At 68.3% G+C, this 23,577-nt stretch carries 23 protein-coding genes; 2 read left to right on the forward strand and 21 right to left on the reverse strand.

The genetic code is table 11. The features are described from left to right. Positions 1–55 precede the first annotated feature (55 nt). The 8 genes from CLD20_RS13520 to CLD20_RS13555 all read right to left on the reverse strand — a co-directional run bounded on the left by CLD20_RS13520 (position 56) and on the right by CLD20_RS13555 (position 7,599). On the reverse strand, positions 56–1,039 hold the full coding sequence (locus tag CLD20_RS13520; RefSeq protein WP_224407183.1) for a tripartite tricarboxylate transporter substrate binding protein: 984 nt from the start codon (positions 1,037–1,039) through the stop codon (positions 56–58). Positions 1,040–1,172: 133 nt separating this feature from the next. Beyond that, complete coding sequence (locus CLD20_RS13525; RefSeq protein ID WP_224407184.1) at positions 1,173–1,850, reverse strand: fumarate hydratase C-terminal domain-containing protein; 678 nt, start codon at positions 1,848–1,850, stop codon at positions 1,173–1,175. Next, positions 1,814–2,776, reverse strand: a complete 963-nt coding sequence (locus CLD20_RS13530) for a fumarate hydratase (protein ID WP_224407185.1) — start codon at positions 2,774–2,776, stop codon at positions 1,814–1,816. The genes CLD20_RS13525 and CLD20_RS13530 overlap by 37 nt, the downstream gene beginning before the upstream one ends. 10 nt (positions 2,777–2,786) lie before the next feature. Continuing rightward, positions 2,787–4,535, reverse strand: a complete 1,749-nt coding sequence (locus CLD20_RS13535) for an L-aspartate oxidase (protein ID WP_224407186.1) — start codon at positions 4,533–4,535, stop codon at positions 2,787–2,789. Continuing rightward, positions 4,535–4,882, reverse strand: a complete 348-nt coding sequence (gene sdhC / locus CLD20_RS13540; protein WP_224407187.1) for a succinate dehydrogenase, cytochrome b556 subunit — start codon at positions 4,880–4,882, stop codon at positions 4,535–4,537. The genes CLD20_RS13535 and sdhC overlap by 1 nt, the downstream gene beginning before the upstream one ends. Before the next feature lie 13 nt (positions 4,883–4,895). After that, the gene (locus CLD20_RS13545; protein WP_224407188.1) at positions 4,896–5,228 is read right to left on the reverse strand and encodes a succinate dehydrogenase; all 333 of its coding nucleotides are present in this window, start codon (positions 5,226–5,228) and stop codon (positions 4,896–4,898) included. Beyond that, positions 5,225–5,992, reverse strand: coding sequence for a succinate dehydrogenase/fumarate reductase iron-sulfur subunit (locus CLD20_RS13550; RefSeq protein WP_224407189.1), 768 nt, complete (start codon positions 5,990–5,992; stop codon positions 5,225–5,227). Before CLD20_RS13550 ends, CLD20_RS13545 begins: the two co-directional genes overlap by 4 nt. Next, positions 5,992–7,599: a thiamine pyrophosphate-binding protein gene (locus tag CLD20_RS13555; RefSeq protein ID WP_224407190.1), complete on the reverse strand. Its 1,608-nt coding sequence runs from the start codon at positions 7,597–7,599 to the stop codon at positions 5,992–5,994. Before CLD20_RS13555 ends, CLD20_RS13550 begins: the two co-directional genes overlap by 1 nt. 143 nt (positions 7,600–7,742) lie before the next feature. Between CLD20_RS13555 and CLD20_RS13560 the strand changes: the two genes are divergently transcribed. Beyond that, positions 7,743–8,660: a LysR family transcriptional regulator gene (locus CLD20_RS13560; protein WP_224407191.1), complete on the forward strand. Its 918-nt coding sequence runs from the start codon at positions 7,743–7,745 to the stop codon at positions 8,658–8,660. Between the two features lie 4 nt (positions 8,661–8,664). Beyond that, complete coding sequence (locus CLD20_RS13565) at positions 8,665–9,798, forward strand: mandelate racemase/muconate lactonizing enzyme family protein (protein ID WP_224407192.1); 1,134 nt, start codon at positions 8,665–8,667, stop codon at positions 9,796–9,798. A 40-nt stretch (positions 9,799–9,838) separates the two neighbouring features. Here CLD20_RS13565 and CLD20_RS13570 read toward each other — a convergent pair whose 3' ends face one another. From CLD20_RS13570 to CLD20_RS13630, 13 genes are all read right to left on the reverse strand, one after another. Further along, positions 9,839–10,309, reverse strand: a complete 471-nt coding sequence (locus CLD20_RS13570) for a DUF411 domain-containing protein (protein ID WP_224407193.1) — start codon at positions 10,307–10,309, stop codon at positions 9,839–9,841. Positions 10,310–10,364: 55 nt separating this feature from the next. Beyond that, on the reverse strand, positions 10,365–10,730 hold the full coding sequence (locus CLD20_RS13575; protein ID WP_224407194.1) for a hypothetical protein: 366 nt from the start codon (positions 10,728–10,730) through the stop codon (positions 10,365–10,367). 73 nt (positions 10,731–10,803) lie between these two features. Further along, positions 10,804–11,748 (reverse strand): ABC transporter permease, encoded by a 945-nt coding sequence (locus CLD20_RS13580; RefSeq protein ID WP_224407195.1) that lies wholly within the window; start codon positions 11,746–11,748, stop codon positions 10,804–10,806. Further along, on the reverse strand, positions 11,745–12,794 hold the full coding sequence (locus CLD20_RS13585) for an ABC transporter permease (RefSeq protein WP_224407196.1): 1,050 nt from the start codon (positions 12,792–12,794) through the stop codon (positions 11,745–11,747). The genes CLD20_RS13580 and CLD20_RS13585 overlap by 4 nt, the downstream gene beginning before the upstream one ends. Further along, positions 12,794–14,317: an ABC transporter ATP-binding protein gene (locus CLD20_RS13590; RefSeq protein ID WP_224407197.1), complete on the reverse strand. Its 1,524-nt coding sequence runs from the start codon at positions 14,315–14,317 to the stop codon at positions 12,794–12,796. Before CLD20_RS13590 ends, CLD20_RS13585 begins: the two co-directional genes overlap by 1 nt. Further along, positions 14,314–15,717 (reverse strand): amidase, encoded by a 1,404-nt coding sequence (locus CLD20_RS13595; RefSeq protein WP_370636909.1) that lies wholly within the window; start codon positions 15,715–15,717, stop codon positions 14,314–14,316. The genes CLD20_RS13590 and CLD20_RS13595 overlap by 4 nt, the downstream gene beginning before the upstream one ends. A 130-nt stretch (positions 15,718–15,847) precedes the next feature. Then, positions 15,848–16,837 carry a BMP family protein gene (locus CLD20_RS13600; RefSeq protein WP_224407199.1) on the reverse strand — a complete coding sequence of 330 codons (990 nt, stop codon included), beginning with the start codon at positions 16,835–16,837 and terminating at the stop codon, positions 15,848–15,850. 97 nt (positions 16,838–16,934) lie between these two features. Then, positions 16,935–18,236 (reverse strand): amidohydrolase family protein, encoded by a 1,302-nt coding sequence (locus CLD20_RS13605; protein ID WP_224407200.1) that lies wholly within the window; start codon positions 18,234–18,236, stop codon positions 16,935–16,937. 38 nt (positions 18,237–18,274) lie between these two features. Beyond that, positions 18,275–19,033: an ATP-binding cassette domain-containing protein gene (locus tag CLD20_RS13610; RefSeq protein WP_224407201.1), complete on the reverse strand. Its 759-nt coding sequence runs from the start codon at positions 19,031–19,033 to the stop codon at positions 18,275–18,277. A gap of 118 nt (positions 19,034–19,151) precedes the next feature. Then, the gene (locus CLD20_RS13615; protein WP_224407202.1) at positions 19,152–20,099 is read right to left on the reverse strand and encodes a sugar ABC transporter substrate-binding protein; all 948 of its coding nucleotides are present in this window, start codon (positions 20,097–20,099) and stop codon (positions 19,152–19,154) included. A 41-nt stretch (positions 20,100–20,140) separates the two neighbouring features. Then, positions 20,141–21,082, reverse strand: coding sequence for an ABC transporter permease (locus tag CLD20_RS13620; protein WP_224407203.1), 942 nt, complete (start codon positions 21,080–21,082; stop codon positions 20,141–20,143). Continuing rightward, entirely contained in the window at positions 21,082–21,864 is a 783-nt protein-coding gene (locus CLD20_RS13625) for an SDR family NAD(P)-dependent oxidoreductase (protein ID WP_224407204.1), read from the reverse strand. Before CLD20_RS13625 ends, CLD20_RS13620 begins: the two co-directional genes overlap by 1 nt. A 163-nt stretch (positions 21,865–22,027) precedes the next feature. Next, positions 22,028–23,536, reverse strand: a complete 1,509-nt coding sequence (locus CLD20_RS13630) for an FGGY-family carbohydrate kinase (RefSeq protein ID WP_224407205.1) — start codon at positions 23,534–23,536, stop codon at positions 22,028–22,030. Positions 23,537–23,577 lie beyond the last annotated feature (41 nt).

Raw genomic sequence — 23,577 nt, forward strand, 5'->3', positions numbered from 1 at the left:
CTTTCCGGGCGGGAGCGGGAGAGAGGGCGCGCAGTGATGCCGCGCGCCCCTTTCCTCAGCCTTCGATGCGCATGTCGAGTTCGTCGACGAGCTTCTTGAAGGTCTCGTACTGGTTGTTGATGAACTCCTGCGATTCCTCCGGGTCCATCAGGCGGATGACCGAGCCGCGCTTGGTCATCTGCTCGACGAAGGTCTTGTCGGCGGTCGCCTGCTTCAGCCAGTCGCGCCATTTGGCGGAGACCTCTTCCGGAAGGCCCTTCGGGCCGGCGATGCCGGTCCAGCCGACGAGCTGCTCCAGTTCCGGATGGCCGAGTTCGGCCGCCGTCGGCGCGTCGAAGCCGTCGAGCCGCTCCGGCGTCGTGACCAGAATCGGGCGCAGCTGGCCGTTGGCGACGAAGCTCGACAGCGCCGAGGAGTTGGTGCAGATGAAGGTCGCCGTGCCGGCGAGCACCGCGGTCGCCGCCTCGCCGCCGCCCTTCAGCGGGATATGCGTGGCGTTGTCGAGCGGATCTTCCAGGCCGAAAGCGTTCAAGACCATGGCGCCCGCCAGCTGTAGCATCGAGCCGACGCCGGAGGAGGAGAAGCTCACCGTGCCCGGGTTCTCCTTGGCCTTGTTGACGAGATCCTCTATCGACTTGATGTCCGAGCTCTCGGAAACGGCGCAAACGACCGGATTGATCTCGAAGACGCCGACGAAGACGAAGTCGTCGAGCGTGTAGGGCAGCGTCGCCTTCATCGCCGGATTGACGGTGTGCGAGCCGACGCGCGCGGCCAGCATGGTGTAGCCGTCGGGATCGGCGTTGGCGACGGAGACCGAGCCGGTCGCACCGCCCGCGCCCGTCCGGTTCACGACCAGAAGCGGCTGGGGCATGATCTTGCCGAGCGGGCCGGAGAGCGCACGCACGCCGATGTCGGTCGCGCCGCCGGGGCCATAGGGGATCACCAGCGTGACCGGCCTTTCGGGGTATTCGGCCAGGGCCGGGCCGGCGAGCAGGGCGCCGAGCGCACCGATCGCAGCGAGATATTTCAGAGCTTTCATGTTCTTCCTCCCGTTTGTTGCAGCGCCTTTCGCCGGGCGCCTTTGCGGCTGAGCGCTGGCGCGCTCCGCTTTCAGTCCGGCAGCGGGCGAGCCCTGCCCTGCCGTGCTTTCCGGCCCTCTTTGCGGGACCTCGTCACATCACTTCCTTCTTGCGGTCGTCCGTCTCGCCGTAGCGGTGCAGCGCGGGCGGTTTGAGACCCTCGTAGAGCAAGGCGATCTTCTCGTTCACCAGGTCCCCCTGCTGGGCAAAGAGCGAATTGCCCACAAGGTCGCTGTCGACGATGAAGGGGCCGAAGTTCTCTACCTCAAACATCCACATCGCCTGGGCGATGCCGAGTTCGTCCAGCCAGTGGACGTCGCGCACGCTCTTCACGCCCCGCCCGAGGAGAGCCCCGGTGCCGTAGCCGACCGTCGTCAGGTAGACGGCACCGCGCGGCGCCAGAACCTTCTGGTAGTCCTCGCGCGGCATGCCGGCCTTGCCGATGATGATCTTGGTGCCGGTACGGTCGAGCCAGTCGGCCATGTACTTGGAAAAACGGAAGCTCGCCGTGGCCGTCACGCCGCCGATGGCATAGCTCCCGTCCGCCTGGCGCGAGGCCGCCGGGGAGCAGTGAAAATTGACATTGCTGATCTCCGAGAGGCCGTCCGGCAGCTTCTCGCCCTTGACCAGCACCTTCTCGTAGACGCCCTCGCGGGCCGTGTAGACGACGCCGTCCAGATAGACGACGCAGCCAAGCTCAAGCCTGGCGATATCCTCCGGCGAGGCCGGAAGCTTCAGGCGGACTTGTCTAGGGCCTGTTGGCTCGGCCATTCGATCGTCTCCCGGCGCATGTAAGGGGTGAACCATTGCGGATCGCTGCGATAGGCGATCGATCCGTCGGCATGGATGCGCGCCGTGGCGCGGCGCGAGGAAAGGCAGAAGGTGTGCACGCTGACCGGCATGCCGCCGGTATGGGTGAAGCCGACCTCGATGTGGCAGTCGACCACCATGGAAGAGCCGATAAAGCCCATGGCGCCCATGCCGATGGAATTGCCGAGTTCCTTCAGTTCCATCTCCAGCTCGGCGATCTTCGGGTCCGGATTGCGGTCGCCGACGGCCCTGAGGCAGGCCGCCTGCTTGCCGAGCTGCATGCAGGTGTCCTTGGAGCCGCCGATGCCGACGCCGACGATCGCCGGCTGGCAGGCAAGGCCCCGCTTGCCGAAGGCGATCAGCGTGTCGAGGAAGAAGCGCTTGATGCCGTCGAGCCCGTCGCCCGGAAACAGCATGCGGTAGTCGGTGCCGAAGAGCCCGCCCTTGTGGACCGTGGTGACGTCGATCCAGTCGGCATCCGGCTCGAAGCTCCATTCCACCTCGGGCGCGTTGATGCCGATATTGTTGTTGTGCTCCGTGCGCCAGAGCGGATGCACCCGATTGGGGCGCAGCGGCACGTCCTGCGTGGCGCGGGCCGTCGCCGAGCGCAGGGCGCGCTCGAAGCCGGTGAAGCCGCCGGAAAAGCGGGCATTGTCGCCGACCTTCACCCAGTAGCGCGGCAGGCCGGTGTCGGCGCACATCGGCCGCCGGTCTTCCGTCGCGGCCTCGTAATTGTCGAGCATCGCCTTCAGGACGAAGGCGGAAAGGTCGCCCGTCTCCAGGTCGACCATGCCGCGGATGCCTTCCAGATAGTCGTTCGGGATGTCGATCGCGGCCTTCGTCATGACATCGTAGGCGGCCTTCTCGATCGTGGCGTTCTCAATCATGCCGGTCCTCTCATTCCGCGGCCACGGGCGGCGCCCCCGCCTCTTCGTCGATCAGGGACTGCCCCGGCCGGACGATGGAGAAATCGACCGGGACCATCTCCAGGCGAAGGTCGTCTCCGGCGGCGCGGATCTGCGTGTAAGCGCTCTTGTCGAGGTCGCCCGTCAGCGGGAAATCCTCGCGGAAATGCGCTCCCCTTGAATCCTCGCGCGCCTCGGCCGCGAGCGCGATGACGTCGGAGATGGCAAGAAGGCTCTCCAGATTGAGCCAGTCGTGCCAGGTGAGGTTGAAGGCGCGGTCGCCGTCGGCAAGGCCGGTCGCGGCAAGGCTTGCCTGATGGCCGACGATCTTCTCGCGCCCGCGCTTCAGGCCGTCCTTCGTGCGCAGGATGCCGACATCGTCCCACATGTCCTGCCAGAGAATCTCGCGCAGCCCCATCAGGTCGCCGGTCGGCAAGGCGAAGGGCTTTTCGGCACGCGCGACGCCTGCCTCCAGCACATGCTCGTCCGGATCGCGGAAAGCGCCCTCGCGCGCAACGAAGGCGGCCATCGCATCGCCCGCGATGCCGCCATAGACGGTGGAATTGCCGACGCCGTTGCCGCCGAGACGGTTGGCGCCGTGGACGCCGCCGCAATCCTCGCCGGCCGCATAAAGGCCGGGCGACGCGGTCGAGCCGTCGATCTCGAATTCCACGCCCCCCATCATGTAATGGGCTGTCGGCACCACCTCGACCATGCCGCCGGCAAGGTCGAAGCCGCAATCGGCGCAGCGCTTGACCATGCCGGGGAAGCGCTTTGCGACCATCTCCGGGCCCAGATGGGCCATCTGGATGTAGACGCCGCCCATCGGGCTGGTGCGGCCGGCGCGCATTTCGGAATAGATCGCCCTTGAGACGACGTCGCGCGTGGCGCGCTCGCCTGCCGGATCGTAGCCGCCCATGAAGCGCTCGCCGTCGCCGTTGAGGAGATAGCCGCCGGCGCCTCTCAGCCCCTCCTCCAGCACCGTGCCGGTCATGCGCGTATCGGCGCCGCCGAGAAGACCGGTCGGGTGGAACTGCACCATCTCCATGTCGCGAAGCGCCAGCCCGTAGCGGAGGGCGAGAGCCAGCCCGTCGCAGGACTTGTCGCCCGAGGGCGTGTGATAGAGGTACATGGTCGGCCCGGCGCCGGTGCCGAGAAGCACGGCCTTCGCCTGGACGAACCGGTAGCCGCCGGTGCGCATGTCGATGAGGAGCACGCCGGCGATGCCGGATCCGTCGGCCGCCGGCACAAGCTCGACGGCGCGGTGCTCTTCCAGCCTGCCGACATCGAGCGCCCAGACCTGCTCCATCAGCCGGTTGATGATCTCGATGCCGGTGAGGTCGCCCTTGTGCACCGTACGGTCGAAGCTCTGGCCGGCGAAGGCCTTCTGGTGAAGCGTGCCGTCCGGATTGCGGTCGAAGAAGCAGCCGAGCTCGTTCTCCAGTTCGCGGATGCGCTCGATGGCGGTGACGCAGAGCTGCCAGGCAAGATCCTGCCGCGGCAGCCATTTGCCGCCGACGATGGTGTCCATGAAATGCCGCTCGACGCTGTCGCCGGCGGCGAGCGCAACGTTGTAGCCGCCCTGCACCATGCGGGTGCAGCCGCATTTGCCGAGCAGTCCCTTGGTAGCGATGGTGACGGAAAGATCCGGGTTCGCCTTCTTGGCGTGAAGGGCCGCAAAGAGCCCTGCCCCGCCCGAGCCGAGGATGAGAATGTCGGTCTTGACGCGCTCCACCTGCATCAGACCACCCCCGCCACGAAGACGGCGCCCACCAGGAAGGCGGCGAAGAGGCTCGGCACGATCCAGTAAAGCCGGCTGTCGCCCGCCCGCTTCCAGGGGTGCAGCTCCAGGAAGAGAAGCCTGAGGCCGAAGAAGAAATGCACGGCGAGAAGCACGACGAGGCCCCATTCGGCGATTTTGAAGAGCGGCATCTCGGCCAGCACGAGAAAGCTGTCGAGCGCCGCCGTGCCCTTGAGGACAAGGGCGAGCGTCAGGAAGTGCAAAGGCAGGAAGGCCGCGAGCGCGATGCCGGACACGCGGTGGCCGACAAAGGCCCAGTAGGCCTGGTGGGAACGATGCGCCCTCATGCCATGCCCCTCCTCATGCCATGACCACGGCGAAGACGGCGCGTGCGCCGAGAACGAGGAGGAAGGCGCCGAAAAGCGCGGCGAGCGCATCGACCGTTCCTTTGGAAAGCGGCGTCCATTCGGCGAGCACGTTGCGCACGCCGATCGGCGCGTGCACCGAGGCGGCGAGGACGAACAGGCCGTAGAAGAGGCCCCAGCCGGCGCTGCCATGCGTGCGCGCGAGGATCTCGCCGGCCGTCAGCCCGTTGCGCACGGCGTAGAGGATCACCGCCAGATGGACGAGGACGAGCGGCCCCAGAAGGAGGGCCGAAAGCCGTTGTGCGAGGAAAAGGCCGCGCTCGCTCATGCCGGCTCCTCCGTCTTCGCCAGCGCATCGGCCGCCGCGTGGTCGCGCACGAGGAAGGAGAGGAGCGACATGCGCTTCAGCCCGGCGATGCTCTCGGTCGGCGAAATGCCGACCGGGCAATGGCGCATGCAGCTTCCCTGGGTGTGGCAGTTGCCGCAGCCGCCCTGTTCCATCGCAAGGTCGAGCGTCGTGCGGCGCAGCGCGTGGCGCTCGTCGTTGACCAGCGTCCAGGCGCGGTTGAGCGCGGCCGGGCCGAGATACTCCTCGTTCCAGGAGACGACATCGCAGGCGCTGTAGCAGACCGCGCAGTTGATGCACTCGATCGCCGCGTCGACCGCGACGCGCTTGCGGCTCGCCGGATCGACGGCGGCGGGCGGCTCGGCGCGGTTGCGGGTGCCGGTGAAGCGGCCTCCGGCCTTTTGCCACTTGTCGAAGAAGCCGGCCATGTCGCAGGCGAGATCTTTGATGCGCGGCATGTTGCGCAAGGGCTCGATGGTGATCTCGCCGGCCTCGGCGACCTTGGCGACATGGGTGCGGCAGGTCCAGCGCGGCACGCCGTTCACCGTCATGGCGCAGGAGCCGCAGACGCCGACGCGGCAGGCAAAGCGGTAGGCGAGCGCCGGCTCGTGACGGCGCTGCACTTCGGTGACCACGTCGAGCACCGTCTGGTTGTCGCGCGCCGGCACCTCGTAGGTCTCGAAGCGGCCATCGTCCTTGCCGCGCCAGATGCGCACGGAAAGCGATTTGGGGGATACCGCGTCCATCAATGTGCCCCCTTCGCCCCGGCCGAAAAGACAGGCGCGGGAATCGGTTGCATGGCGACGTTGATGCAGGCCGGCAGGCCGGTGCCACGGGCCCGGGCGAGCGCCGGGGCGAGCCCTTCGCGGCTTTCCACATGCTCGCCATGGCAGCCGAGGGCGGCGGCGGCGATATCGTAGCGGGCATCCGCGGAGAGCTCGCAGCCGATGGTGCGGTTCGGCCCGTATTCGCGCAGCTGGATCTGGTATTCCGCGTTCCAGCGCTGATCGTTGCCGATAACCGCGAGGATGGCGGCGCTCTCGCGGGCCGCCGTCTCGAACTCGGCGAAATGAAAGCCCGAAGTGCCGTCGCCCATCATGGCGATGACGGTCGCTTCCGGGCGGGCGATCTTGGCGCCGATCGCATAGGCGATGCTGGCACCGATTGCGCCCGAAGCGCCGTTGATGATCCGGGCCGGCGCGGAGGCGAAGCCCTGCGCCCACTGACCGAACTCGCCGCCGTCGCAAACGAGGATCGGATCGCCGGCCTCCGCCAGCTCCGCGCCCACGGCGAGGGCGATCTCGTGCGGCAGGATTGCGCCGTTCGGCGCGGGAAAGGAACGAAAGGCGAGCGCCTCCGTCATCTTGCCGCCCCAGTCGCTGCGATCCGCGGGCTCGCCCGCCGCTCCGATCAGCGCCTCGGCGAAGGCGAGCGGTCCGGCAAGGACGGCGAGCGCAAGCGCCTCGCCCAGATTGGCCCTCGCCCTTTCGAGCATCTGCGGCTCCGGATCGGCAACCACGACCTTCGCCGCCTTGAAGGGCGCGCCGAAGCCGGAGGTGAAATCGACCGTCTTGCCGAGATAGAGGACCGCATCCGCCTCGCCCAGCACGTCGGCGGCGGCGCCGAGCGCCGGATCGCGCAGGCCGCGCGGACTTTCCATCGAGATGACCGGCGCGCCGAGCGCGGCTTCAAGCCGGCCGGCGAGCTCGGGCTGGCGGCTCGGGCTGAGCGCGGGACCGGTGAGGATGATGGGTCGATCGGCGCCGCGCAGAATATCGAGCGCCTGCGAGACGGCGTCCGCCGGAATCTCGGCCGGTGCGATCGACGCGCGGGCCGGAGCGCCGGCGCCCGTCCCGACCTCGGCATTCAGCACATCGAAGGGCAGCGCCAGATGGACCGGGCCGGGCCTGCCGGCGCGAGCAAGCGCCGCCGCCTCGGCGAAGGCAGCGGCGAGATCGCCGGCCGCCATGACGCGCCGGCTCGCCTTGACGAAGGGCCGCGCCGCCTCGACCTGCGCAAATTCCTGAAAGGCGCCGGAACCGTCGCGTTCAACGGGCGAGTCCCCCGACAGGAAGACGACCGGGCTCTCCGACATTCTTGCCGAATAGAGCGCGCCGAGCGCATTGGCGAAGCCGGGCGCGGCAGTTACCAGCGCCACGCCGATGCCGCCGGAAACCTGTGCGAAGCCATCCGCCATGGAGACGGCGGCCGCCTCGTGGCGCGTGTGCACGATGCGGATGCCGGGCTCGATCATCGCGTCATAGAGCGGCATGATCTGATTGCCGGACAGCGAAAACACCGTCCGCACGCCGCAATCGGCCATCATTGAAGCGAGGCTGTCCGCTCCGCGCACTCTCCAAACCTCCCGCTGACACGTCCGGTCTTGGCGCCGGACTGCCCGCAGATTATCATCGAGTTTTTCTCAATCAAGGATTTTTCTGTTTAATCTTTTTGCGGGTAAATGCAGACCCGACACGGAGGCACGCGACAGGCGCCATGGATGTGAAATCGCTCTACACGCTGGTGGCCGTCGCCGATTGCGGCAGCTTTGCCGAGGCGGGACAAAGGCTTGGCCTGTCCGTCTCCAGCGTCAGCCTGCATGTGCGGGCGCTGGAGGAAGAGACGGGACTCCTCCTCTTCGACCGGCACACGCGCCCTCCCCGGCTGACGGAGGAAGGCCGCGATTTCGTTCAGCGGGCCCGTGAGGTGCTGGCGCATTGGGAGGCGCTGAGCGAGGGGCTGACGCGCGACCCGGCACGCGGTGTCCTCAAGATCGGGGCGGTGCACACGACCGTCGCGGGCGCCGTGCCGGGAGCGCTGAGAAGGCTGCAGGCGACGCATCCGGAAATGCATATGCGGCTCGCCACCGGCCTCACCCACGATCTGGAAGGCCAGGTGCGCCACCGGCTGCTCGACTGCGCCATCGTCACCTCGCCCGAGCTCGAGGAGCCCGACCTCACCTTCTTTCCCGTCGCCGAGGAGCCGCTCGTCGTCATCGCCCACCGCTCGGTGAAGGGACGGACAGACCGGGAGATCCTGCAGTCGGAGCCCTATGTGCGCTTCAACCGGCGCGCCCGCGTCGCACGACAGGTGGAGCGCGAACTCGCCAGCCTCGGCATCTCCGTCAGTTCGCGCATGGAGATCGACACGCTCGATGCCGTCGTGGCGCTGGTCGGCTCGGCGCTCGGCGTCTCGGTCGTGCCGCTCCATGCCGGCGGGCAGACCTTCCCCGACGAAATCCGCAGCGTTCCCTTCGGCTCGCCGCCGATCCTGCGCCGGCTCGGCGTGGTCATGCGGGCCGATTGCGCCAAGGCGCATCTCGTCTCCCTGCTCGTCAAGGAGCTGCGCTTCACTTACGGTGCCCCGCCGGAAAAGAGCGAAGAAGAAGACGCGCCGAGGCAGGCCCGGGGGTGAACCGATGAGCGATGGGATCGAGCTGGAGAGCGTCACGGCCCGCGTCTTCCGCTTTCCGCTGGAGGTGCCGGTGCGCACCTCCTTCGGGACGATGCGGGACCGGCCGGCGGTGCTCGTCGAAGCGCGCGCAAAGGACGGGGCGCGCGGGCTTGGCGAGGTCTGGTGCAACTTTCCCTCCGTCGGGGCGGAGCACCGGGCAAGGCTGGTCAACAAAATCTGCGCGCCGCTTCTGACCGCGCGGAGCTTCTCGCGACCGGCGGAAGCCTTCGAGCATCTGACGGCCTCGCTCGCCGTGCTGGCACTGCAGACCGGCGAGGACGGTCCGCTCGCCCAGGCGATCGCCGGCATCGACATTGCGCTCTGGGATCTCGCCGCGCGGCAGGCGGGCATGCCGCTCAACCTCTTCCTCGGCGGCGAGGCCGTGGAGGAAGTCGGCGCCTATGCGAGCGGCCTCAATCCGGACATGCCGGAGAAGCTGGCACTGCAGCGGGCCCGCGACGGCCACACCGCCTTCAAGCTCAAGGTGGGTTTCGGCGAGGAAACCGACCTCACCAACGTCAAGCGCCTGCGGGCCGTGCTCGGCGCGGGCGTGCGGCTGATGGTCGACGCCAACCAGGCCTGGAACCTCGAAACCGCCGCCCGCATGGCCGACAGGCTCGCCGAGCACCGGATCGACTGGCTGGAGGAGCCGATGCGGGCCGACACGCCGCCGGAAGACTGGCGCGCCCTCGCGGCCCGCTCGCCCATCAAGCTCGCGGCCGGCGAGAACATTCGCGGCGGCAATGCCTTTTCAACGGTGATCTCGGCCGGCGCGATTTCCGTCATTCAGCCGGATCTCGCCAAATGGGGCGGCTTCACCGGCTGCCTTCCGGTGGCACGCTCGGCGATCGCGGCCGGGCGGCGCTATTGCCCGCATTTCCTCGGCGGCGGCATCGGCCTGATCGCCTCGCTGCACCTTCTGGCGGCGGCGGGCGGAGACGGGCTCTTGGAAATCGATTCCAATCCGAATCCTCTGCGCGAGATGATGGCGGCACCCTTCCCCGCCCTTTCAGACGGCAGGATCATCGTGCCGAGCGAGCCCGGGCTCGGGGTCACGCCGGACCTTGCCGCGCTCGCGGCCTACGAGATCCATCTGTGAGAGGCGCCGCCCGCCAGGCGGGCGGCGCATCCCCCGCAGGTCAGTCCGTGCGCTTCTCGCCGCTGTAGCTCGCATAGGGCGAGTTGTTCGAGGCGGAGAAGAGCACGACCTCGTAATCGTCGGCGCCCATGCCCGGAACGCCCATGCCGGGCGAGCCCATCGGCATGCCCGGCACTGCAAGGCCGATGGCGGCGGGCTTTTCTTCCAGAAGCCGGACGACCTCGGCCGGCGGCACATGGCCTTCCAGCACGTATTTGCCGACCGTCGCGGTGTGGCAGGAGGCGAGATCGTCCGACACGCCCAGCTCGGATTTGACGGAGAGCATGTCGCCGCGAATGACGACATTCACGTCGAAGCCGGCCTCGCGCATGCGCTCGGCCCAGGCCGTGCAGCAGCCGCAATAGGGATCCTTGTAGACGGTCATCTTGGGAAGTTCGCCGGCCGCGACGGTGCCGGCGGCGAGGAAGAGGCCCGCAGCCGCGAGGCCGAGGCGGAAGGAACGGATATTCATTTCGGTAGCACCTTTTGAGATGGCTTTCAGGCAGGGCCGGAAGGCCCCGGAGCGATCAGTAAAAGGCGCTCATTCTCGGTGGTGGACGGCTGGCCTCCAGGTCGATGCCGGCCAGAGGATTGCCGCTAGCGACGCGTGGCCGGGCGAGAGACTCGCCCTGCGGGAAGGCCGCCACGAGAGGCGCTGCCATGAAGGCGGTTCCGACGAGGCAGACGGCGCAGTCGGAGGACATCGTCTTGCCCGCATCCGCACAGCAGGGATGATCCCCGTCATCGCTCGCGGTCATTGCAAGCTCCGCCACGCCAGTCATCGCCGGGCCTGCCATGGCCGCATGGTCGTTCAGCCATGGCGAAATGCCCGCCGCCAGGAGAGCGAGGGCGACGACGACAAGAACCAGCGGTCGGAGGCGCGGCAGCGTCATGCGTCAAGATTAGCAGAGAGCCTCGGCATGCGCTTGAGTTGGATCAATTCGATCCTGCGGCAAGTGCTCGCCTCTACCGCTCTCCCCGCCGGTAGGGCTGCATCAGCGCCTGCGGCACGCGGGCCCGGCGCGACATGACGACGAGCGCGACGATCGACAGGAGGTAGGGCATCATCAGGAAGACCTGATAGGGCACCGCCTTGCCGAAGACGGTCTGCAGGCGCAGCTGGTAGGCGTCGAAGAGGGCGAAGAGGATGGCCCCGAGTAGCGCCCTGCCCGGCTTCCAGGTGGAGAAGACGACAAGCGCGATGCACACCCAGCCGCGCCCCTGCACCATGGTCGGGAAGAAGGAGTTGAACGCCGAGAGCGTCAGGAAGGAGCCGCCGAGGCCCATCAGCGCGCTGCCGGCAACGACGGCGCCGATGCGCACCTTGATCGGATCGACGCCCTGCGCCTCGGCCGCATGCGGATTTTCGCCGGTCATGCGGATGGCAAGCCCGAGAGGCGTCTTGGCCAGCACCCAGGCGAGCACGATCGCGGCGAGGATGGCGAGATAGGTCGGGGCCGTCTGGCTGAAGATCGTCGGCCCGAGCACCGGCAGGTCGGAAAGGACCGGAAAATCGATCGGCTGGAAGGCGACGATGGTCGGGGGCGTGCCCTGCAGCGGCACGACGAGCCGGAAGATGAAATAGGAAAGGCTGGAGGCAAAGAGCGTGATGCCGAGGCCGGTGACATGCTGGGAAAGGCCGAGCGGCACGGTCATGGCCGCATGCAGGAGGCCGAAGAGCGCGCCGCCCGCCGCCGCCGCCACCAGCCCCATCCAGAGGTTGCCACCTTCGAAGACCGTCAGCCATCCGAGCATGGCGCCGAAGGTCATGATGCCCTCGATGCCGAGATTGAGGACGCCGGCCCGCTCGCACAAAAGCGCGCCGAGCGTACCGAAGATCAGCGGCGTGGCGATCCGCAGGACCGCGGCCCACAGGCCGAGCGAGGCGAAGATCTCAAGGGCGTCGCTCATTTGCGGATCCGGTATTGGGTGAGCAGGAGGGCGACGAGCATCGTCAAAAGGGAGAGAGCGACGGTCACGTCGGCGATGAAGCTCGGAACGCCGAGCGCACGGCTCATCCCGTCGGAGCCGACGAACATCATCGCGGCGAAAAGCGCGGCGGCGACGACGCCGAGCGGATTGAGGTTCGCCAGCATGGCGACGATGATGCCGGAATAGCCGAAACCGGGCGACAGATCGGTGGTGACGTAGCCCTTCACCCCCATCACCTCGATGGCGCCGGCAAGCCCCGCGAGGCCTCCCGAAAGGCAGGCGACCTTGAGGAACGTGCGCGCCAGCGGCACCCCGGCAAAGCGGGCGGCCGGCGCGTTGAGACCGGCCGCGCGCGCCTCCATGCCGAAGACGGTGCGGGTCTGGATGACGTAGACGACGAGCGCGCAGCAGACCGCGACGAGCAGCCCGATATGAAGCCGCGAGCGGGCGATCAGCTTGGGCAGATGCGCCTCGGCGACGACCGGCACGGATTGCGGCCAGCCGAAAGCGAGCGGATCCTTCATCGGCCCCTCGATCATCATGGAGACGAAGAGGAGGACGACGAAATTGAGCAGGAGCGTCGTCACCACCTCGTCCACGCCGAAGCGCAGGCGCAGCGACAGCGGCACGACGAGGAGGATCATGCCTGCAAGCGCGCCGGCGGTCATCAGGAGGGGGATCAGCACAAAGCCCGGCAGCGCGAAGACATTGCCGGAGCCGAGCGCGGCGGCGGCAAGCGCGCCCACATAGAATTGCCCCTCCGCGCCGATATTCCAGACACGGGCGCGAAAGGCGACGGCGGCCGCAAGGCCGGTCAGGATGAGCGGGGTCGTGCGCGTCAGCGTCTCGGTGAAGGAAAGGCGCGAGCCGAAGGCGCCGGCGACGATGCGCTGGTAGGCCTCGAAGACCGGCGCGCCGGCAAGCGCGATGAGGATGCCAGCCAGGGCCAGCGCGGCGAGCACGGCCACCACCGGCGCGGCGAAGACGAGAACGGGCGCGCGCTGCTCGCGGCGTTCCAGACGCATCAGGCCGCCGCCTCTGCCGGCTCGCCCCATTCGCCGGCCATCATCAGGCCGAGGCGGCGCGCATCGAGCTTTGACGCGGAGACCGGGTCGGAGAGCCGCCCCTTGACGATCGCCTGCACCCGGTCGGCCAGCGCCAGCACTTCGTCGAGATCCTCCGAGATGAGGAGGACGCCCGCGCCCTGCCGCCGCGCTTCCAGTATCTCGCCGTGGACGGCGGCGACGGCGCCCTCGTCGAGGCCGCGGGTTGGCTGCGCGGCGATGAGGATCTTGGGGGTCGCAGCGAGGTTCCGCCCGAAGATCAGTTTCTGCATGTTGCCGCCGGAGAGAAGGCGCGTGCGGCTATCGGCCGTCCCTCCGCGGACGTCAAAGCGATCGATGACACCATTGGCAAACCGGCGCGCCTCGCCTCGGCGTACGAAGCCGGAGCGGGAGAAGCGCTTCTCGCGCACGCGCTCCAGAACGGCGTTTTCCCACAGCGCGAACTCGCCGATGGCGCCCTCCGAATGGCGGTCCTCCGGGATCCGCCCGACGCCGGCTTCCACGAGCTGGCGCGGCGTCGCACGCTCGCGCCGCTCGCCGAAGATTTCGAGCGTGCCGGAATCGGGCTCCAGCAGGCCCGAAACGAGATGGGCGAGCGCCGTCTGGCCGTTGCCGGAGACGCCGATGATGCCGAGCGTCTCGCTCTCGCGCAGTTCGAAGGCGATATCGGCAAGGCGCCGCGCCCCCTCCACCGTGACGGAGATCGCCTCGGCGGCGAGGATCACCCGGCCGGGCGCCGCTTCCTCGCGCACCGGACGGGCGACGCGGCGGCCGACCATCAGCTCGGCCAGCTCTTCCTTGGAGGTCTCGGCGGCCTTCCGCTCGGCGACCACCTTGCCGGCCCGAAGCACGACGACGCGGTCGGCGGCGGCGAGCACCTCCTGCAGCTTGTGGGAGATGAAGATGAGCGAAAGCCCCTCGGACGCCATGATGCGCAGCGTGTTGAAGAGGCGCTCGGCCTCCGGCTGGGTCAGCACCCCCGTCGGCTCGTCGAGGATGAGGATGCGCGCGTCGTTGTAGAGCGCCTTCAGGATCTCCACGCGCTGCTGCTCGCCGACGGAAAGCTCGCTGACGCGCACATCCGGATCGACGACGAGACCGAAGCGCTCCGACAGGTCCTTCAGCCTGGCACGCGCGGCGCCCGTGCCGGAGCGCAGGGCCAGAAGGCTCTGCGTGCCGGTCATGACGTTTTCCAGCACCGTAAGGTTCGGCGCGAGGGTGAAATGCTGGTGCACCATGCCGACGCCCGCCGCGATGGCCGCACGCGGCCGGCCATGGGCGATTTCCGCCCCTTCGACGAAGACCCGGCCCTCGTCCGGCACGTAATGGCCGAAGAGGATGTTCATCAGCGTCGTCTTGCCGGCACCGTTCTCGCCGAGGAGCGCCACGACCTCGCCGCGCGCCAGCTCCAGCGTGATGTCGTCGTTGGCGGCAAAGCCGCCGAAGCGCTTGGTGATGTTCTCAAGGCGCAGCACCGGGCTCACGCGCGGCGCCTCCGGACAGGAATGAAGGGCCGCTCGGCGGCAAGCGCCTCGCCGAGCCTCAGGAGAAGCCGGTCGGAGCCGATCGGCCCGACGAGCTGGACGGGGAGCGGCAGGCCCGCCTCGTCCTCGCCGAAAGGCACGGTCAGCGCCGGCGTGCCGGCTGCGTTGGCGAGGCTTGCATAGGGAGCGAAGGCGGCCATGCCGCGCCAATGGCCGTCGACGTCGTCGTGGTCGGTCGGCAGGAAGCCGAGTTTCGGCGGCGCCTCGGAAAGCATCGGCGTCAGAAGGACGTCGACCTCGTCGAAGAGGCGCCAGAGGGCATGGGAAACCATGACGGATTCCTGCCCGGCATCGTAGAGGTCCGTCGCCGACATCGCCCTGCCGCGCGCCGCCACGGCGGCAGAGAGCGGCTCGACTTCCTCGTTGCGGATGCCGAGATCGCGAAAGAGGCAGGCAAGGTTTGCCGAGATGACCCGGTCGAAGACGCGCCCGCTCGCCGCAATCTCCGCCGAGAGCCGATCCGGCGAAAGCTCCTCGACGAGATGGCCGGCCGCCTCGAAATGGCGGGCGGCGTCCGCGACGGCGGCGGCGCGCTCCGGCGCGATGGAAAAGCCTTCGGCGCCCGTGAGCACACCGACCTTGAGCGAGGAGGCCAGGCGATCGCGGTCGAGATCGGGATCGGGGAAAGGCCCCCTCGCCCGGCCGCTGACGGCGCTCAGGACGGCTGCGACGTCCCGGACGGACCGGGCGACGACGAGGCCGGCGGCGATGCCGAAAAGGTGGTTGGCGAAGGCCGGGCCGCCGGGCACGGCGCCGCGCGAGGGCTTGAGGCCGACGAGACCGCAGCAGGCGGCCGGAACACGGATCGAGCCTCCGCCATCGGTTGCGTGCGCGACCGGCACGATGCCGGCCGCCACCGCGGCCGCGGCACCACCGGAAGAGCCGCCTGTCGTGCGCTCCGGGTCCAGGGGATTGCGGGCGCGCGGGCCGATGGCCGGCTCGCAGGCGAGCGAAAGCCCGAATTCCGGCACCGTCGTCCGCCCGAACGGCACGAAGCCCGCCTCTCGGGTACGGGCGGCATGGTAGCTGTCGGCGTCCTTGCGGCGGACCTCGAGTGCGGCCGAGCCCGCATCGACCGGAATGCCGGCAAAGGGACCGCCGAGATCCTTGACGAGGAAGGGCACGCCCGCGAAAGGCGCACCGGCAAGGCTTTCGGGATCCTCCGCGCGCATCGCGTCGAGAAGGGCCGCGCGGTGGCGTCCGAGCTCCGGCGCGAGAAGACTGATGGCGCCGAGATCGGCCTCGCGATCGGCCGCTGCAAGCGCCTCCTCCAGCGCTTCCACGGCCGAAAGACGGCCAGTGCGGATCTCGGCGGCGAGCGCGGTCGCATCGTGCGGAATGTCGTCTCTCGCCATCGCGGCCTTCGCGTCACCACCGCCCCGGGCCCCGCCGGCGCGGCCAGAATTGAGGTAAGAAGCTCGCCGCGGGGGGGTGACCCGGCCGCGACGGCTTACGGTGCGAAGCGGGCGATCACGTCGGCTCGGAAGTATCCACCGGCACTTCGAACTCGCCGGCCTTGATCGCGGCGCGGCGCTCTTCCATCGCCGGGATGGCATCTTCCGGCACCATCGACTTCTCGTAGACGATGTCGTTGCCGCCCTCCTTCATCAGCGAATAGGGCGTGTAGTCCTTGCCGGTCGGGTTGCCCGCGACGGTGTCGGCGATGGCCGCGTCGAGGATCGGGCGGAAGTACCACATGGCGTTGGCGAAGACGGTGTCGGGATAGCGCGGCGTGTAGTCGATCAGCGAGCCGACGGCCTTGATGCCCCGTTCCTTGGCGGCGTCGGCCGTGCCGATGCGCTCGCCGAAGAGGATGTCGGCGCCGGCATCGATCTGGGCAAGGCCTGCCTCGCGCGCCTTCGGCGGATCGAAGAAGGTCCCGATGAAGCCGATGAGGTGCTTGGCGTCCGGGCGCACGGCGTCGACGCCGGCGCGGAAGCCGTTGATCAGCATGTTGACTTCCGGGATCGGAATGGCGCCGACCGAGCCAAAGATGCCGCTTTCGCTCATCTTGCCGGCGAGCATGCCGGCAAGATAGGCCGCCTCGTGGTTCCAGGTGCCGAAGGTGCCGAAATTGTCGCCGGCCGGACCGCCGGACGAGCCCATCAGGAAAGCCGTGTCGGGATAGTCGGCGGCGACCTGGCGCGCCTCGCTCTCCACCGCATAGGATTCGCCGACGATCAGCTTGTTGCCCTGCTCGGCGTATTCGCGCATGGCGCGGCCGTAATCGGTGCCGCTGACGCCCTCGGAGAAGACGTATTCGATCGCCCCGTCTGCCGCCGCCTCCTGCATCGCCTGATGCAGACGCGAATTCCAGGCGTTCTCGACCGGCGAGGCGTGGATGCCGGCGACCTTCAGCTTCTCCTGTCCGAAGGCGACCTTCGGCAGCATCAGGCCGAGGCCGAGCCCGGCGCTGCCCATCAGGAACCCGCGGCGCCCGATCGATGGAAATCTCGTCATACGCTTCCCCATTATCCCGCCCAACGGGCTCAAAACGACCCGCGATTTGACGAGGTGCCCAAATCCTTGTCAACCGCGGCCGATGCTTAACTTGTGATCAATCCCCGCCTTCCCCGGCATGGGGCGCATAGGCCGCGGGATCGACCGTTGCCGTGCGCCCGTCCAGGTCGAGCCGGCTCAGGCGCGGCTCGGCGCGGGCTATCACCCTGCCACGCCGGATGACGGCGAGGCGCGTCGCCTTGAGGCGGATCGCCTCGATCGGATCTTCCGCCTGCAAAAGAACGAGATCGGCGTTGCTGCCGACGGCGAGCCCGTAGCCTTCCAGGCCCATGGCGCGGGCGGAATTGACGGTGATGGCGTCGAATGAGGCGCGCATCGCCTGCCTGGAGGTCATCTGGGCGGCATGGATCGCCATATGGGCGACTTCCAGCATGTCGCCGGAGCCGAGCGAGTACCAGGGATCCATGACGCAGTCGTGCCCGTAGGCGACATTGATGCCGGCGGCCATCAGCTCCGGCACCCGGGTCATGCCGCGGCGCCTGGGATAGGTGTCGTGGCGACCCTGCAGCGTGATGTTGATGAGCGGGTTCGGGATCACATGGAGCTCCGCCTCCGCCATCAGCGGGATGAGCTTGGAGACGTAGTAATTGTCCATGGAGTGCATGGAAGTGAGATGCGAGCCGGCGACCCTTCCCTGAAGGCCGTGGCGAACCGTCTCGGCGGCGAGCGTCTCCACATGCCGCGACATCGGATCGTCCGTCTCGTCGCAATGCATGTCGACCCTGAGGCCGCGCTCGGCGGCGATACGGCAGAGGGCCTTCACCGAGGCCGCCCCCTCTTCCATCGTCCGCTCGAAATGGGGAATGCCGCCGACGATATCGACGCCCATGTCGAGCGCCCGCTCCAGCGCGGCGGCCGCGCCCGGGGCACGGAAATAGCCATCCTGCGGGAAGGCGACGAGTTGCAGGTCGATGAAGGGCGCGATCTTCTCGCGCACCTCCAGAAGCGCCTCGACGGTGACGAGGCGCGGCTCGCTGACATCGACATGGCTGCGGATGGCAAGAAGGCCCTGCGCGATGGCGAGGTCGCAGTAGCGGAGCGCCCGCTCCACCAACGCCTCGCGGGTGAGCATCGGCTTCAGTTCGCCCCAGAGCGCGATGCCTTCCAGGAGCGTGCCGGAGCGGTTCATGCGCGGCAGGCCGAGGGAGAGCGTCGCATCCATATGGAAATGCGGATCGACGAAGGGCGTGGAAACCAGCCGGTTCGCCGCGTCGATGCGCTCGCGCGCCTCGGCGGTGATGCCCGGCTCGATGGCGGCGATCCTGCCGTCCTTCACCGCGATGTCGACACCGCGCCGCCCGTCCGGAAGGTTGGCGCTCGTGAGGATGAGATCGAACATGTTCTCTCCGGATGAATGGCGGTGACGGAGCCGGCGGCTCAGTCGGGATCGTCCTCGTCCGTGCCGCCCTCGACGATGAGCTCGGACAGCTTTTCCGGCGTCAGACCCGCGGTGGAGCGGGAGATCTGCGTGCGGCCGTTCCTGAGGATGGTGACGCGGTCGGCGACGGCGGTGACGTCGTGCATGGAGTGGCTGATCAAGATGACGGTGACGCCGTTCTCCTTCAGCCGGCGGATGAGCTTGATGACCTCCTCGGTCTCACGCACGCCGAGCGCGGCGGTCGGCTCGTCCATGATGATGATCTCCGCCTTCCAGCGGAGCGCGCGGCAGATCGCGACCGCCTGGCGCTGGCCACCGGAGAGGTTCTCCACGCGGGCCTTCATGTCGCGCATGACGGAATTGAGCGAGACGAGGAACTCCTGCGACTTTGCGATCATCGCGGAACGGTCGAGGACCGGGATGCCGAGGAGGTGCTTTTGCAGCTCCGAGCCCATGAAGATGTTCTGGTAGATCATCATACCGGGCGCGAGGCCGAGATCCTGGTGGATCGTGGCGATGCCGGCGGCGAGCGCTGCATGCGGATTGGAAAGCCGCACCTTCTCGCCGCGCACGGCGATTTCCCCGCCATCGGGATTTTCCACGCCCGAAACGAGCTTGATGAGGGTCGACTTTCCCGCGCCGTTATCGCCGCAGAGGGCGTGCACCTCGCCCTCCTCCACGACGAGGTCGGCGCCGCGCAGCGCCTTCACCGCGCCGTAGGATTTCTTCGCGCCGTGGACCGACAGGATCTCGGTCATCTTCTCTCTTTCATGGCTGGAGCCGGGCCGCTCACCTCACCCTCGGCCTGCGGCCGGGCCCTCCCCCTCGAGGAGAGGGAGGGAGATCGCTCAAGCGTCCGTGCCATCGGCCTTGCGCCTACTCCTTGATGAACGCGTCGACGTTCGACTGATCGACGAGGTCGGCGTTCATGTAGAGATAGGGGCCGGAGGTGATCGCCTCTTTCTTCTCGCCACCATTGGCGATGCGGTCCATGGCGTCGACGGCCGCCTTGCCCATCGCCTCGAAGGGGATCGCGACACTCGCCATCAGCATGGAATCGGGCGACTTGATGCGCCGAAAAGTCTCCTGGCCGCCATCGACCGAGACGAGGACGACGTCGCCCTTCGACATGCCCTGCTCCTTGAGGAGGTCGTCGATGATGAAGGCCTGGCCGTCGAAGGACGCCCAGATGCCCTTGAAGTTGCCGGCGTTCTGCAGGAGGAGCGCGCTCATGCCGTTGCGCACGTCTTCCTGCCAGCTCTTGGTGCGGGCCATGGAATGGCTGCCGACTTCCTTCACCGCCTGGTTCTCGGAAAGAACGACGTCGAGCACCTTGCCGCGAATGCGGGTGCCGACGTTGGATTCGAAGCGCTGGGTGAGGATCGGACCCTCATAGCCGATCTGGCCGAGGAGATAGAGGGCGGCCTCGGCACCGACGGCGTATTCATTGACCTGAACGTCGAAAAGGGCGTGGGGGCTCGCGCCGCTCATCACGGTGATCAGCGGGATGCCGGCTTCCTTGACGGCCGCCATCTGGGCGTCGAACTCGACCGGCTTCGACATGGCGAGAACGATGCCGTCGACGCCACGCTGGACGAGGTTCTCGATCTGCTCGGCATGGGTCGGCAGGGTGCCGTTGGAATTGAGGACGGTGACGTCCCAGCCCTTCTCCTTCGCCGCCGCCTCGACCGCGTTGGCGACGCGGGCATGCGTTTCCGACGACATCTGGAAGGCGACGACGCCAAGCTCGAAGGCCTGGGCGGAGAAGGCCGTCGTCGCGGTGATCGCGGCGGCGGCGAGGAGCGTGAGCAGTTTCGACTTCATGGGTATCCCCCTTCTTGCGAGGTCTTTGTTGTGGCGGCCTATCATACAGAGAACGCGGCCTTTTTCAGCACGCTGGCAGAGACGGAAACGGAGGCGATGACGATGACGCCGAGCATGATGTCCTGCAGGTAATAGGGCGCGCCGAAGAGGACGAGGCCGTTGCCGAGGACGGAGATGATGAGGGCGCCGACGAAGGTGCCGGCGACGTTCGGCCGGCCGGGCTCGAACATGGTCATGCCGAGGAGAACGGCGGCGATGCCGTTGAGGAGATAGTCGCCCGCCATCTGCGGCGCGGCGGAGGAAAGGTTGGCGACGAGCAGCACCGCCGCGATGCCGGCCGTGACGCCGGAGAGCGTCAGCCCGATCAGCTTCATGCGGCTGGTGGCGATGCCGGCGCGATGGGCCGCCTCCTGGGCCTCCCCCGTCGCCAGCATATGGACGCCGAGCTTCGTCTGCTTGGTGACGAACCAGGCGATGAAGACGACGCCGAGCATGAAGAAGATGAGGACCGGGACGCCGAAGAACTTGCCGCGGGCGAGCGACAGGAAGAGCGGATCCCAGCGGCCGACGAAGGCGACGCCGCCGGTGATCATGAAGGCGATGCCGTTGGCGATCGCCGCCGTGCCGAGCGTGGTGATGAGCGAGGGCACCTTGATCGCCGTCACAAGGATGCCGTTGGCAAGCCCGCCGGCCGAGGCGATGCCAAGCCCCGCCAGGGCGGCGAGCGGCCAGGCGGTGCCGCCGGCGATCAGCCCGCCGGTGACGACGGCGGCAAGACTGGCGAGATTGGCGAAGGAAAGGTCAAGCTCGGAGGTCAGGAGCGCGAAGGTGAAGCCCGTCGCCAGGATGGTGAGGAAGGTGGCGTGCTTCAGGATGTTGAGGATGTTGGCGCTGCTGGCGAAATTGCGCGCGAAGAAGAGGAAGAAGACGAGCACGGCAAGGCCGGCGAGCGCCGTGCCGTATTTCGCGACGAAGCCGCGCATCAGCCTTCACTCATCATCTGGCCGATGGGCGGGATCAGCTCCAGCCCGCCCGTGACCGGAATGACGGCGCCGGTGACGAAGGCGGCGCGCGGCGACATCAGGAAGGCGGCGACCTCGGCGACATCCTCCGGCTCGCCGAGACGGCGGAGCGGGGTCCGCTTCGCGGCGGCGCGCTGCAGGCGGTCGAAATTCTCGCCGGGAAAGGCGCCGCGCACCATCTCGGTGGCGATGATGCCCGGGGCGATGGCGTTGGCGCGCACGCCGTCGGGGCCGAGCGCCTGGCAGATGTTGAAGACCATGGTGTTGATGCCGCCCTTGGCCGCTCCGTAGGCGGGGTTCGCCCCGCCCGACAGCCAGGCGATGGAGGAGATGAAGACCATCGCCCCTCCCCTTTTGGCACGGCGCATCTCACGCCCGACGGCGCGGGCCATGCGATGGGCGGAGGAAAGGTTGATGTCGATCACCTTCTCCCAGCCCTCGTCCTCCTGGTCCGGAAAGGCAGCGACATGCGAGGTGCCGGCCGCGTGCACGAGGCCGTCGAGGCGGGAAAAGCGGGCGAGCGCCTCTTCGACGATGCGCTCGGGCGCGGCGCGGTCGGAGAGGTCGGCGGCGAGATAGGCGTCGTCGGGCCCCAGGATCGGGCGCAGCGCGGCGCCATCGTCGAGACCGGTGGCGAGAATGCGCCAGCCGTCGCGCTTCAGGCAGGCCGCGGTGGCGCGGCCGATGCCGCCGGAGGCGCCGGTGATGATGGCGACCGGGGATGCGGCGGGGGCTTCGCTCATGGCCGGCCTTGCGCGCGGTTCGCGTGGCGAGTCTTACGGAGCATGATGAGTCGTTTCAGTCGATTAGAGTCGGAAGTTCGCGTGACGCGTGATGGGGCGGGTCCGTTCCGGCGCCAAGTGCGCATGGCTGCCGGCATCGCGCAAGTCCGCTTTGTATGCAATCTCACGATTGCGCGCGAGCGATCTCGGCGAGGCGGCGCGAGGCCGCGGCGAGGGCCGGCTGCGTGTCGCCGAAGAGGCGGAAGAGCGCGTCTGCCCGCTCGCGCCGCGCCGGGTCCGGTTCGTAGGTTCTCGCCGCGCCGAGAATGGCGGCGCTGCCGATATCCTCGGCGAGACCAAGGCCGAGGCGGGCGAGCGCCAGACAGCCGGACAGCCCCATCTCGCGCGCCCCCGGCACGAGGATCCTCCGGCCGATGATGTCGGCGCGGATGCGGTTCCAGACGGGGCTCTTCGCACCACCGCCGGCAAGACGGATTTCCTCGGCCGTCCTTCCCGCCGCCGCCTCGGCGCGCTCCAGCACCAGCCTGTTGAGAAGCGCCACCCCCTCCATGACGGCTCGGACGAGATCGCCGCCACCGTGGCCCGGACCGAGGCCGAGGAAGGAGGCACGCAGATCCGGATCCCAGAAAGGCACCCGCTCGCCATAGAGAAAGGGGTGGAAGAGGAGCGGCTGCGGGTGCTCCGGTTCGGCCAGCAGCGCATCGAGGCGTTCCGAGAAGGGACGCGGCGAGAGATCGAGACGGTCGACGATCCAGGAAAGCACGCTGCTGCCGTTCTGGCCGGGACCGCCGAGATGCCAGAGCTCCTGCCAGGGAATGGTGATCAGGCCTTCCGCCTCGCCCGGCCGGTCGGTCAGGACGCCGAACACCTCGGAAGAACCGGAGATGCAATAGGCGCGGCCGGGCGCGAGCCCCCCAAGGCCGGCGACTGCCGTCCAGGTATCGTTGGAGCCGCAGAAGACGGCGGCGCCCGCAAGCTTGCCGAGCGCGCCGGGAAGGCCCTCCCGCACCGCGCCGAGGCGGGTGGAGGGACCGAGGATCTCGGGAAGCGGCGCGCGATCGATCCCCGCGACCTCCGCGAGGCTGGGGTTGCCCTCCCCCATCGCCTTGATCAGCCAGTGGAGCGAGATCGGGTCGGAGGCCGGCCGGCCGGTCAGCCGAAAATTCAGGAAATCCTTGGGTTCAAGGACGAGGCGCGTGCGCGCCCAGATCTCGGGCTCGGCCTCCTTCAGCCAGAGAAGACGCGCCAGCGGGTGATAGGGGTTGAGGTCGCCGGCACGAGGATGGGAGGCAAGTTCGGGCCGCGCCTTCAGAGCCTTCAACGTGGAGGCGGCGCGCGAATCGCGAAAGCCGATGGCCGGCCGCAGGACTTCGCCGCCTTCGCCCAGAAGAACCTGCGTGCGGGTGAAGCCGCAGACCGCCACGGCGGCGACCTTGTCCAGTGCCGCGCGCCCGGCGATCTCTTCCGCGGCCTCGGCAAAAGCCCGCCACCAGAGCTCCGGATCCTGCTCGGAGCTTCCGCCCGCCTCGTCCTCCGCAAATGCGAGAGGGCGCGCAGCGGTGGCGAGCTCTTCGCCTTCCAGCGTGAAGAGCGAGGCCTTCAGCCCCGAGCCACCGAGATCGACCGCCAGGATGCGGGAACCGGGGGCAGGCTTTTCGGTGAGGGGTGGCATGGAGGCTCGCCGGCGAAGGAGGGTGCTTGCGAGGCGTCTAA

This window comes from Afifella sp. IM 167 (assembly GCF_020144925.1).
Lineage (GTDB): Bacteria > Pseudomonadota > Alphaproteobacteria > Rhizobiales > Afifellaceae > Afifella.